Below are 11,357 nucleotides of genomic sequence, written 5' to 3' on the forward strand. Positions count from 1 at the left end.
TCCATGACGAAAGGTGCGCACTTGCTCCGATGTTCGGACGAAAACCTTCACGCGCCGTCGTCGGCCTTGGCCTCGTCGGCCTCCTTGCCCAACCGCGCCTCGACCGCCTGCGGCTCGTACATCTCTTCGACGACTCGTAGGTAGAGCTCGTTCGGGTTGGGCAGATTCTTGATCTCCCGCAGCGCCTGCTCCTGGCCCGCGGACTCCAGCACGAAGGTGCCGTAGTTGAGCGCCCGGCCGGTCGGGGTCTGCTCGTACTTCATGTCGGTGACCCGGACCAGCGGCATCATGGCGACCTTGCGGGTGACGATCCCGTTGACCACCATGACCCGCTTGTTGGTCAGGATGAACCGGTCATACCACCAGTCGGCGACCTTCCACGCCACCCAGCCCATGACGGCGAACCAGAGCAGCACCGCGATGGTCGTCAACGCGCCCACGCTCCGCCCCGCGAGGAAGCCGGAGAGGTAACCGAGCACGAAGGTCGCCGCGACGCCGATCAGGAGCGGGTTGGTGAGGTGGATCCAGTGCCGCTTCCACTCACCCCGGTAACGCTCGGTGGGGAAGAGGTAACGGGCGACCAGCGAGCTGGGCTCGTCCTCCAACGGGAGGACCCGTCGGGGTGTCGACCCCATGGCGTCGGCGCGCAGCCCCGCCAGCTCCTCCTCGGAGATCTGCGGCGGCTGGTTGGCGGCGTCGGGATCGCGGATCCAGGCCCGACCGGACCGCCCTTCGCCGGCATAGCCGGGCCCGTCGCCGTAGCCGACGTCGTCCGAAAGGGATGGCCCATCGGACAGGCCGGGACCGGCGCCGTAGCCCGGGCCGTCATCGGGCCCGATCCGCGGAATCGGCTCGGTGTCGCGCTCGCGACGGTCCCGGTCGGGGTCGTCCGGGTCGAAGGGTGGACCGGAGGGGCTGCCCATCGGCGGCTAGGCGACGAGGCTGGTGAAGAAGTCGCCGAACCCCTGGGCGATGTCCATGATCCCGCCGCCCAGCGACTTGAACACATCAGCCGCAGAGTTTGGCCGATAGGCGACGAAGAAGATCAAGAATGCGATTCCGGCCCAGGTGAGGACCTTCTTGACCATGGCGGGCCATCCTCTCGCGCGGCGCCGGGTCCCATTACCGCAGCGGCACCCAGAGTATCAGTGTGGTGTCGTACAGTGAATATCTGCGTCCGTTCTCCGTCAAGCCGAAAGAGATGTCAAGCTCTCCCGGACAGGTACGGGGACGGTGCGCCGTACACGAGTTCGGGCGGAGTCCACTCGGTCAGGTCGTGTAACACGACATCCTCCGCGAGCAGATGACCCGCACTCGCCGGCCAGGCTATCGCATGCAGCCACATTCCCCGAGCCTCGCCGGCGTACGCGCTTCGATCCGTCGGAGAATTAACCAACCACAGTGGAGTCGGGTGCCCGCCGACCTTGATCCTGGCCTGCCCGACGTGCTCGGGGTGCCCGGGGCCGGGGTCGGTCAGCGCGTCGGCGAGCTCCGGTCCGGGATCGGGGCCGGCCAGGCCGGCGAGTCGCGTACCCAGGCCCACGCCCGGTTCCTCGGCCACGAAGACCAGATCCGCCGGGCCGTCGTCGAGCGGCGCGGGCCCCGCGCAGGCCACCGCGGTCGCCCGCACGCCGGTGCGGTCGTCGCCGGCGTACGCCACGCCGGTGAGGGTCCAACCGGGCGGCAGCGGCCACGGGCACCACAGTGGTGTCCCGGGTGGACCGGGAGCCGCGGTGATCCGTTCCACCACGCTCGCGACGATCTCCGCCCCGATGTGTTCGGGCACGTGCAGCGGCGGCACGGGTCCGCAGCGCAGGCACCTCGACTCGGTGTGCATCAGATCCGGCGCCCGTACCGGGCCCCCGCATCTCGGACAACTCACCGCGACACTCACATCCCCACCGTCACCCCGCATCGCCGGCACGTCAAGCCGGAACGCCGATCGCGTCCACGGGGCGACGGTCAGTCCGGCGGTGGGCCGGCGTGCGTCCGGATCCAGGCGTGCATGGCGATGCCGCTGGCCACACCCGCGTTGATGGACCTCGTGGAGCCGTACTGGGCGATGGAGTGGAGCTGGGCGCAGGCGGCCCGCGCGGGCGCGGACAGGCCCGGGCCCTCCTGGCCGAAGAGCAGCACGCAGTCACGCGGCAGGACGGCGGTCTCGATCGGCCGGGAGCCGGGCAGGTTGTCGATGCCGAGCACGGGCAGCCGCCGTTCCGCCGCCCAGGCGACGAACGCCTCGATCGTCTCGTGGTGCCGGACGTGCTGGTAGCGATCGGTCACCATCGCGCCGCGTCGGTTCCACCGACGTCGACCGACGATGTGCACCTCGGCGGCGTTGAACGCGTTGGCGTTGCGGACCACCGTGCCGATGTTGAAGTCGTGTTGCCAGTTCTCGATGGCGACGTGGAAGCCGTGCCGCCGTCGGTCCAGGTCGGCGACGATCGCCTCGTGCCGCCAGTAGCGGTAGCGGTCGACGACGTTGCGCCGGTCGCCCTCGGCCAGCAGTTGCGGGTCGTAGCGCGGATCCTCGGGCAGGTCCCCGGGCCAGGGGCCCACACCCACCTCAAGCTGGTCGTCGGTCACGGTCATCAGAGAGTACGGCCACCCCGGCGCCCGGCGATCTCAGCCCAGGCCGAGCGCGTCACCGAGCCGGTCCAGGAAGCGCCGGTCCGCCGGGCTGGTCGGATGCCCGTCGAGGCCGGGCACCGCCCGGCAGACACGGGCCGCGACGGACTGCACCCACTGGCGGTACGCCGCCGAGTCGGCCGGATCGGCACGCCGACGCAGCACCCGGGCCGCCGCCCGGCACGCGGCCAGCAGGTCCACCAGATCGGTGAGCCGCTCGGCGGGAGCCGGCGCGCCATCGTGCCGGGCGTAGATCGCGGCGACCACGGCACGGACCAGATCGCTGTCGAACCCACGGCCGGCGGCCACCGCGTCCAGGCCGGCCAGGCCCGCCTCCACCCCGCGCTCCGGGCGGCCGGCGCCGGGCGCGGCGGCGGCCACGAGGACCCGAGCGGGCAGGCTGGTGAGCAGATCCCACTCGGCGGCGGAGTAGACGGCGGTGGTCAAGGGTGCGGCACGGCGGCCGGCAGAGGGCGGCTCTCCGGCGACGGAGTGGCTCATCGGAACCTCCGGCGTCAGCATAAGCCTCGGAGCGGCAACGCGGCCGCAACCGGCAGAACCTGCTGGCTGGAGACGTCCCGTTCCGGCGGCACGCGGCCCGCCGACCGCGTTCAGCGCGGTGTGGGGAAGCTGGGACGCTCCGGGTCCACCCCGTCCGGCACGGCGCTGGCCGCGTACTCCTTCTTGGGGACCATGACCCGGCGGCGGAAGACGCAGACCATGGTGCCGTCCTGGTTGTAGCCCCGGGTCTCCACCGACACCACGCCCCGGTCGGGCTTGGAGCCGGACTCCCGCTTGTCGAGCACCGTCGTCTCGCCGTAGATGGTGTCGCCGTGGAAGGTGGGCGCCACGTGGCGCAGTGACTCCACCTCAAGGTTGGCGATGGCCTTGCCGCTGACATCGGGCACCGACATGCCGAGCAGCAGGGAGTAGATGTAGTTGCCGACCACGACGTTGCGCCCGAACTGGCTGGACGTCTCGGCGTAGTGGGCGTCCAGGTGCAGCGGGTGGTGGTTCATCGTGAGCAGGCAGAAGAGGTGGTCGTCGTACTCGGTGACGGTCTTGCCCGGCCAGTGCCGGTAGACCGCGCCGACCTCGAACTCCTCGTAGTAGCGGCCGAACTGCATCCTGGTCCCCTTCGACGGGCGGCGATGGAGTTCGGCACAGCATGCCTTACCGCTGGTTAAGGCGACGGTCGGGGCGGGACCTCGGCGGAAATGTCACACCGGTCACTCACCCGGGGGGAGACGCAATGAGCGGCGGGGCCCTCCCCGGCACCCGCCGCCCACGCTCTGATGTGAGGAATTCTGCCCTACGGTGCCGTAACTTCAACAGAGATCGCGGTCACATTTATCTTTTCGTAACACTACTCTCGGTGACGGAGGCGAGGTTGATCAGCGATCTCCGCAGGCCGGATACCTCCTCGTCAGGGCTCAAGTTACCGATTCGTAGCGCTCGATCGGGTGGATCTCCCTGGAAACGCTCCCATTACCGCAGGTCACGCAAGTGCGTCATGCACTTGCGTTCCGCAGGACGAGATGAACTCACAACGCTCGATGCTCGTCAGGGTCCCCGCGCAGCCCCGCGCACGTTTCGCGCGCACCGGCCCGGGAATTCGATACGGTCAGCCCTGGTTCTACGGGACGCAGACAACCCGCGGTGATCGGAGAGTGCAATGGCAACCGTTGAGCTGACCTCGGCGAACTTCGACGAGGTGACCGGCAACGACGGCATCGTCCTGGTCGACTTCTGGGCCGACTGGTGTGGTCCGTGCAAGCGGTTCGCCCCGGTCTACGAGCGCTCCTCGGAGAAGCACCAGAACATCGTGTTCGGCAAGGTCGACACCGAGGCCCAGCAGGAGTTGGGCGCGAAGTTCGACATCCGGTCGATCCCGACGATCATGGCGATCCGCGACGGCGTCATCGTCTTCGCCCAGCCGGGCGCCCTTCCCGAGTCGGCCTTGGAGAACCTGATCGAGCAGGTCGAGGCTCTGGACATGGACGACGTCCGCAAGCAGCTGGCCGAGCACAACCACTGAGCCGTCCCCGCGACGGCACGCGAAGGCCGGGCCCGGTTCGGGTCCGGCCTTTCGTCATATTCCGACAGCCGCCCATGATCACCGACCCGGGCAGGCGGAACTGACCGTCGGAGGGACCCGAGACGGCCGGTACATCCCGTATCGTCACCACCCGATGGAGACCCTGACCACCCGTGGGCGCACGACCCGGTTGGGCGTGACCGCACTCGGTCTCGTCCTGCTGCTGCTGGGCACGTTCTGGGGTAGCGACGACGACTTCCCATTCGGCCCGTTCCGGATGTACGCCACCTCGAACCCGCCGAACGCCCCCGCCCCGGACACCCGGGTGGAGGGCGTCAACAGCGCCGGAGCGGTGGTCGACCTCGACCAGGACGCGACCGGCATCCGTCGCGCCGAGATCGAGGGCCAGCAGGACCGGTACGCGGCCGACCCCGCGCTGCTCGCCGAGGTCGCCGACGCGTACGCCGAACGTCACCCGGACGCCTCCGCGCTGGTCGAGGTCCGCATCGTCATCCGTTGGCAGGGCATCCGCGCCGGCCGGCCCACGGGACGGCACACCGACGAGACGATCGTCAGCTGGCAGGTCTCCCGGTGACCCGCTGGCTGACCGAGGCGGTGCCCCGCGGACGGATCGCCGCGTTCCGGACCCTGATCTACCTCTTCGTCGCCGCCGACCTGGTGGTCTTCACCCCATGGGTACGCACCAGAGCCAGCGTGCCCGGCGAGCTGTACCAGCCGCTGTTGATCGGCCGCCTGCTCCCGCTGCCGACCCCGACACCGACGGTCGTCGCGGTGATCTTCTGGGGGCTCCTGCTCGCCGCCCTGCTCGCCGCGACCGGCCGGGCACCCCGGCTGCTCGGCTGGACGGTCTGCGCGCTGTACCTCGAGTGGATGATCATTGCGATGAGCTACGGCAAGGTCGACCACGACCGGTTCGGCCTGCTCGTCGCGCTGGCCGTGCTGCCCACCGCCGGCCGGGCGCGCCACGGCGACACCACCCGCACGGAGGCCGGCGGCTGGGCCCTGCGCGTCACCCAGATCGCGGTCATCTGCACGTACTTCCTGGCCGCCTGGGCCAAGCTGCGCTTCGGCGGCCTGGACTGGCTGACCGGCTCGGTGCTGGCCCGGGCCATCATCCGACGCGGCACCGACCTGGCCGACCTCATCGCCCAGGTGCCGTACCTGCTGATCGTCGCCCAGTTCGGCATCGTGGCCTTCGAGCTGCTCAGCCCCGTGGTGTTCCTGTTACCGGCCCGCTGGCGAGTGGCCATGGTCGGCTTCTTCTACTCGTTCCACGTGGTGACCATCGCGACCATCACGATCTCGTTCGCGCCACACCTGGCCGCGATGACCAGCTTCCTACCCCTGGAGCGGGTACGACCGCTGGTGTGGGCACGCCGCCTCGCCGGACGCGGCCCGGTGGACGCCGAGCCGACGTCCGCGCCACCCGATCAGGCCCGGCTCGACGATCGGGCCCGGCTGGGTGATCAGGCGCCGGCGGTCGGACGACCGGTCGGGCCGTAGAGGCGTTCCCGCGCCTCCTGCGGGAGCGAGCAGGCCGCCGTGCCGCCCGGCAGGCGGTGGCGGTTGCGGGCCACCCAGCGGTACACCGGCCAGGCCAGCGCGCGCACCGGCGGGAACCGCAGACCCGCGCCGGCCACCCGCCACACCGGACCACTGCCGGCCAGCAGCTTCGCGATGGCGTCCGGACCGGCGGCGCGGGAGCCGTCCGCGCCGACCCACTGCACGGCCTCCTCGCACTCGGCCACGGTGAGGCCGAGCGCGTCCAGGTCGGCGAACTGCCAGGGCACCACCCGTGCGCCGGTCGGGATCCGGCGTTCGATGAACTCCGCACAGGTCGTGCAGAACGCGCAGTCACCGTCGTAGACGAAGGTCGACCTCTCCATGCGTCCATCCTGCCCCGTCCGAGCGACGATCAGTCACGGGTGTCCGGCGGGTCACTTGCGCGGACCTCGTACACGTGTTCGAATAATGCCCATGCGCTGGGACAACCTCACCGCTCCCCCGGTCGAGGGAAGCCCCGAGAGGGCAGCGCCAGCGACGCCACCCCTGCCGCTGGCGCTGCCCGGCGCCGTCGTCCGCACCTTCGACACCCCCGAGTTCGCCGGGATGACGTTCTACGAGGTGCAGGCCAAGTCCATCCTCAACCGGGTGCCGGGCCAGTCCCGGGTGCCCTTCGAGTGGACCATCAACCCGTACCGTGGATGCACCCATGCCTGTGTCTACTGCTACGCGAGAAACACTCACACCTACCTCGATCTCGACGCGGGTGCGGACTTCGACCGGCAGGTGATCGTCAAGGTCAACGCCGGTGAGTTGGTACGGCGAGAGCTGGCCGCGCCGAAGTGGCGGGGCGCGCACGTCGCGATGGGCACCAACGTCGACTGCTATCAGCGTGCCGAGGGTCGTTACCGGCTGATGCCGCAGATCATCGCGGCCCTGCGGGACTTCGCCAACCCGTTCTCCATCCTCACCAAGGGCACGCTGATCCTGCGCGACCTGCCCCTGCTGCGTCAGGCGGCCGAGGTGACGAGCGTCGGCATCTCCTTCTCGGTGGGCTTCGTCGACGACGAGCTCTGGCGGGGCGTCGAGCCGGGCACGCCGCACCCGAGCCGCCGACTGGACGCGGTCCGCCGGCTCACCGACGCCGGCTTCTCGGTCGGGGTGCTGATGGCGCCGATCATGCCCGGCCTCAGCGACAGCGAGGAGTCGATCGACGCCACGGTCTCGGCGATCGCGGCCGCCGGAGCGACGAGTGTGACCCCGCTGGCGCTGCACCTGCGCCCTGGCGCCCGTGAGTGGTATGCCCAGTGGCTCGCCCGGGAGCACCCGGACCTCGTCGCCCGTTACCGCGAGCTGTACGGCTCGGGCGCGTACGCCCCGCAGGCGTACCAGCGGGAGCTGACCGCACGGGTACGGATCGCCGCCCGCCGCCACGGACTGCTCCGGGGCGAGGTGGGCGACAACCGCCGCCTGCCCGAGCCGCCACCCGCTCCCGCCGCCGAGCAACTGACCCTGCTCTAACTCCCGCGCCGGGCGAGAAGCCCCCGGACCTGCGGCGATACCCTCCCCCGTGCGCCCTGACCCGCGCCTCTGACGAGCTGTCGGCAGGGCGCGGGAACGCTCGCGACGGTGTGGGACCGAGACGACGGAACCTGACGGCGGCGCCAGACAAGAACAGGGCATGAACACACCGTCAAAGCAGGGGGCCATCGGGACATGACTGTGACCGAGCGCTCCGACGCGCTGTTGGTAACGGGAGCGCCTGAACTGTTCGGGGAGCTGTTCGAGCGGTACGGCGGTTGGCTGTACAACTTCAGCTCCCGCCGGGTCGGGCGGCAGCTCGCCGAGGATCTGGTCGCCGAGACGTTCCTGATCGCGTTCTCGCGACGGGACCGTTACGACGCGTCGATGGCCAATGCCCGTCCGTGGCTGTTCGGCATCCTGAGCAACCTGCTGCGGAACTACCACCGCGCCGAGGTGCGGTGGCTGCGGGCACTGGAGAAGTCAGGCAGGGACCCACTCGGTGGTTCCGGTCAGCACAACTTCGCCGACCGGTCCGACGAACGGCTCGACGCCGAGGCTGCCACGCGGGCCCTGGCCGGCGCTCTCGCCGCGATGCCACACGACCAACGTGACCTGCTCCTGCTGCACATCTGGGCCGGCCTGGACTATCCAGAGCTGGCCTCCGCGCTCGGCCTGGCACCGGGCACCGTCCGCTCCCGCCTCCACCGGGCCAAGGCACGCCTGCGCCTCGCGATGCCGGCCCACTACGCACCGTCCGCCGCTGCGAACGAAGGAAACGGATGAACGACAACGTGGAATCTGACAACGCGGGCGTCGAGCTGCTCGTCGCCTTTCGCGAGGACCTGACCGGCCCTGGAACGGACGCGACCGACCGGATGCGGCACGCGATCCTCAACGGGACCAGGTACCGACGACCGGCCGCGAAGCGCTGGTATCTGCGCCGTCCGGCAATCGCGGCCGCCACCGCCTTCGCTCTGGCCGGACTCGCCACCGGCGGTGTCGTGCTGGGCACGGCCGACCGGACCGGGCAGGTGGGCGGCACCGCCAGCTCGACGGACGCGTCCCAGCCGTCGCAGCTGCGCGATGTCACCTACGTCAGCAACCAGACCCAGGCCGCGCTGGGCGAGGCGGACGACTACGTCGTGAACGTGCACCACACCTACCGGGGCGGCTGGATCGACTCCTGGGAGGACAAGCAGACCGGGCGTCGCCGGGTCGACATCTTCCAGGGCGACGGCCGCCCGGACTCCACGCTGGTGTCGATCGTCGCCGAGGGGAAATTCCGTGGCACCCAGATCAGCCATCTTGAGCGGACGTACTTCCAGTTCGTCGAGCCGGCGGAGAAGGCGACCAGCACGGTATTCGTGCCGGAGGACCCCACGAGCATCAGGGCGTGGCTCGCCCGAGGGAGCCTGGAAATCGTGGGCCAGGAGAAGGTGGACGGGCACGACACGGTGCACCTGCGTTTGAAGGCGGGGACGGCCACCTATGCGGCGGAACTCTGGGTGGACACGACCTCGTTCCTGCCGTACAAGACGGTCTCCGACAAGAGCGCGAAGATGACCGACAAGGCCCAGGTCAGCACCTTCGAGTGGCTGCCCCGCACCGATGCGAATCTGAGCCACTTCGACCTGACGCCGCCCGCCGGCTACGACAAGGCCGGGAGCAAGGCCACCAAGGGCGGGCCGTTCACCGCTCCCAAGAGCCCCGACCAGGTCCCCAGCCCGACGACCAACTGACCGCCGTGGGTTGCCGCCTGCTGGGTTCCGGGGAGCGGCAACCCACGTCGTAACCGGTCTGCTTCGCTTCACGCGAAGCGCCGGCCGGGCCCGACTGGCTGCTGGGGGCGGCCAGTCGGGCCTTTGGGCGTTGCAAGTTCCTCGCCTGCCTCTGGCGGGCCGGCGGAGCTACAGTCGGCGGGTGCGTACCGCTCAGCAGATCCTCGCCGACTCCGCCGTGATCGCCGTCGTGGGCGCGTCCCGCGACCCGTCGAAGGCCGCGCACAGCGTCCCGCTGCAGATGCAGCGGTACGGCTGGCGGATCATCCCGGTGAACCCGAGCGTCGACGAGCTCTTCGGCGAGCGGGCGTACGCGTCGCTGGCGGACATCCCGCACCCGGTCGACCTGGTCGACGTGTTCCGGCCGGCCGCCGACGCCGTGCAGGTGGTGCGGGACGCGGCGGCGATCGGCGCGCCGGCCGTCTGGCTGCAACTGGGCATCGTGTCGGCCGAGGCGCGCGAAATCGCCCAGGAGGCCGGCATGGAGTACGTCGAGGACCGCTGCCTCATCGTCGAACGCGCCGCCGGAAACCTGACCCGCCTCCGCTGACCCGCATTCCCCCGCGATCTTGCACTTTCGGTCGACGTTCTGCCCCGTTATGCACTCTAAGTCGCCACAGTAACTGCAAGATCGCGGGAAACAGGGTGGGGGTTAGAGCTTGTATTCCTTGAGCAGGCCTCGGCTGATGATGGTCTTCTGGATCTCGGAGGTGCCCTCGCCGATCAGCAGGAACGGGGCCTCGCGCATCAGCCGCTCGATCTCGTACTCCTTGGAGTAGCCGTAACCGCCGTGGATGCGGAACGCCTCCTGGACGACCTCGGCGCAGTACTCGGAGGCGAGCAGCTTTGCCATCCCGGCCTCGACGTCGTTGCGCTGTCCGGCGTCCTTGAGTCGGGCGGCGTTGACCATGAGGGCGTGCGCGGCCTCGATCTTCGTGCCCATCTCGGCGAGCTTGAAGGCGATGGCCTGGTGCTTGGCGAGTGGCTGGCCGAACGTCTTGCGCTGCTGGGCGTAGCCGACGGCGAGTTCGAAGGCGCGAATGGAGATGCCGCAGGCGCGGGCGGCGACGTTGACCCGGCCGACCTCGATGCCGTCCATCATCTGGTAGAAGCCGCGGCCCACCTGGTCGGGCCCGCCGAGGATCGCGGAGTCGGGCACGGTCACGCCGTCGAGCACCATCTCGGTGGTCTCGACGCCCTTGTAGCCCATCTTCTCGATCCGGCCGGGGATGGTGAGGCCGGGCGCGGTCTCGCCGAAGCCCGGCTCCTTCTCCAGCAGGAAGGTGCTCATGTTGCCGTACACCGAGTCGGCGCCGGTGTCGGTCTTGACCAGGGTGGCGACCACCGAGGAGTACGCGCCGTTGGTCAGCCACATCTTCTGCCCGTTGAGGACATAGGTGTCGCCGTCACGGACCGCCCTGGACTTGATCGCCGAGACGTCGGAGCCGGTCTCCGGTTCTGACATCGAGAACGCGCCGCGCACCTCGCCCGTCGCCATCTTCGGCAGCAGTCGGGCCTTCTGGTCGGCGGAGCCGTGCTGGGAGATCAGGTACGCCACGATGAAGTGGGTGTTGACGATCCCGGAGATCGACATCCAGCCCCGGGAGAGTTGCTCCACCACGAGGGCGTACGTGAGCAGCGACTCGCCGAGCCCGCCGTACTCCTCGTCGATGGTGAGACCGAACAACCCCATCTCGCGCATCCCGTCGAGGATGTCGGTGGGGTACTCGTCGGCGTGTTCGAGCCGCTGGGCGTGCGGGATGATCTCCTTGTCGGCGAACTCCCGGACGGTCTCCAGGATCGACTGCTGCACGTCGGTGAGGCCGGGCGTCTGGGCGAGTCGAGCCATCTCGGCCTCCGGGGAT

General features: G+C 69.8%; 15 protein-coding genes. 7 read left to right on the forward strand and 8 right to left on the reverse strand.

The window, feature by feature from the left end; translation table 11 throughout:
• Positions 1–47: 47 nt before the first annotated feature.
• The 6 genes from ACIA3K_RS13340 to ACIA3K_RS13365 form a co-directional block, all read right to left on the reverse strand.
• Positions 48–923 carry a PH domain-containing protein gene (locus tag ACIA3K_RS13340; RefSeq protein ID WP_396801072.1) on the reverse strand — a complete coding sequence of 292 codons (876 nt, stop codon included), beginning with the start codon at positions 921–923 and terminating at the stop codon, positions 48–50.
• 6 nt (positions 924–929) lie between these two features.
• The gene (locus ACIA3K_RS13345) at positions 930–1,088 is read right to left on the reverse strand and encodes a hypothetical protein (RefSeq protein ID WP_007455302.1); all 159 of its coding nucleotides are present in this window, start codon (positions 1,086–1,088) and stop codon (positions 930–932) included.
• A gap of 116 nt (positions 1,089–1,204) precedes the next feature.
• A complete protein-coding gene (locus ACIA3K_RS13350) occupies positions 1,205–1,915 on the reverse strand; it encodes a DUF6758 family protein (RefSeq protein WP_396801073.1) in 711 nt (236 codons plus the stop codon).
• A 47-nt stretch (positions 1,916–1,962) separates the two neighbouring features.
• Complete coding sequence (locus tag ACIA3K_RS13355; protein WP_355049320.1) at positions 1,963–2,586, reverse strand: RNA methyltransferase; 624 nt, start codon at positions 2,584–2,586, stop codon at positions 1,963–1,965.
• Positions 2,587–2,625: 39 nt separating this feature from the next.
• Entirely contained in the window at positions 2,626–3,150 is a 525-nt protein-coding gene (locus ACIA3K_RS13360) for a hypothetical protein (RefSeq protein WP_396801074.1), read from the reverse strand.
• Between the two features lie 89 nt (positions 3,151–3,239).
• Positions 3,240–3,755, reverse strand: a complete 516-nt coding sequence (locus tag ACIA3K_RS13365; protein ID WP_396801075.1) for a MaoC family dehydratase — start codon at positions 3,753–3,755, stop codon at positions 3,240–3,242.
• Between the two features lie 548 nt (positions 3,756–4,303).
• Here ACIA3K_RS13365 and trxA point away from each other — a divergent pair.
• The 3 genes from trxA (at position 4,304) to ACIA3K_RS13380 (ending at position 6,190) form a co-directional block, all read left to right on the forward strand.
• On the forward strand, positions 4,304–4,666 hold the full coding sequence (trxA, locus tag ACIA3K_RS13370; RefSeq protein WP_030329190.1) for a thioredoxin: 363 nt from the start codon (positions 4,304–4,306) through the stop codon (positions 4,664–4,666).
• 154 nt (positions 4,667–4,820) lie between these two features.
• Positions 4,821–5,261, forward strand: coding sequence for a hypothetical protein (locus ACIA3K_RS13375; protein WP_396801076.1), 441 nt, complete (start codon positions 4,821–4,823; stop codon positions 5,259–5,261).
• Positions 5,258–6,190, forward strand: a complete 933-nt coding sequence (locus ACIA3K_RS13380; protein ID WP_396801077.1) for an MFS transporter permease — start codon at positions 5,258–5,260, stop codon at positions 6,188–6,190. The genes ACIA3K_RS13375 and ACIA3K_RS13380 overlap by 4 nt, the downstream gene beginning before the upstream one ends.
• Here the strand turns inward: ACIA3K_RS13380 and ACIA3K_RS13385 are convergent.
• Positions 6,154–6,573 (reverse strand): thiol-disulfide oxidoreductase DCC family protein, encoded by a 420-nt coding sequence (locus ACIA3K_RS13385; protein ID WP_396801078.1) that lies wholly within the window; start codon positions 6,571–6,573, stop codon positions 6,154–6,156. The genes ACIA3K_RS13380 and ACIA3K_RS13385 overlap by 37 nt on opposite strands.
• A gap of 91 nt (positions 6,574–6,664) precedes the next feature.
• Here ACIA3K_RS13385 and ACIA3K_RS13390 point away from each other — a divergent pair, with 91 nt between their 5' ends.
• The 4 genes from ACIA3K_RS13390 (at position 6,665) to ACIA3K_RS13405 (ending at position 10,042) form a co-directional block, all read left to right on the forward strand.
• Positions 6,665–7,711 (forward strand): Rv2578c family radical SAM protein, encoded by a 1,047-nt coding sequence (locus tag ACIA3K_RS13390; RefSeq protein WP_396801079.1) that lies wholly within the window; start codon positions 6,665–6,667, stop codon positions 7,709–7,711.
• A gap of 195 nt (positions 7,712–7,906) precedes the next feature.
• Entirely contained in the window at positions 7,907–8,497 is a 591-nt protein-coding gene (locus ACIA3K_RS13395) for an RNA polymerase sigma factor (protein ID WP_396801081.1), read from the forward strand.
• Positions 8,494–9,453, forward strand: coding sequence for a DUF2092 domain-containing protein (locus ACIA3K_RS13400; RefSeq protein ID WP_396801082.1), 960 nt, complete (start codon positions 8,494–8,496; stop codon positions 9,451–9,453). The genes ACIA3K_RS13395 and ACIA3K_RS13400 overlap by 4 nt, the downstream gene beginning before the upstream one ends.
• A 181-nt stretch (positions 9,454–9,634) precedes the next feature.
• Complete coding sequence (locus ACIA3K_RS13405) at positions 9,635–10,042, forward strand: CoA-binding protein (RefSeq protein WP_396801083.1); 408 nt, start codon at positions 9,635–9,637, stop codon at positions 10,040–10,042.
• 102 nt (positions 10,043–10,144) lie between these two features.
• Here ACIA3K_RS13405 and ACIA3K_RS13410 read toward each other — a convergent pair whose 3' ends face one another.
• On the reverse strand, positions 10,145–11,341 hold the full coding sequence (locus tag ACIA3K_RS13410) for an acyl-CoA dehydrogenase family protein (protein ID WP_396801085.1): 1,197 nt from the start codon (positions 11,339–11,341) through the stop codon (positions 10,145–10,147).
• Between the last annotated feature and the right edge of the window lie 16 nt (positions 11,342–11,357).

Origin of the sequence: Micromonospora sp. NPDC051543 (genome assembly GCF_044454415.1) — a bacterium.
Taxonomy (GTDB): domain Bacteria; phylum Actinomycetota; class Actinomycetes; order Mycobacteriales; family Micromonosporaceae; genus Micromonospora.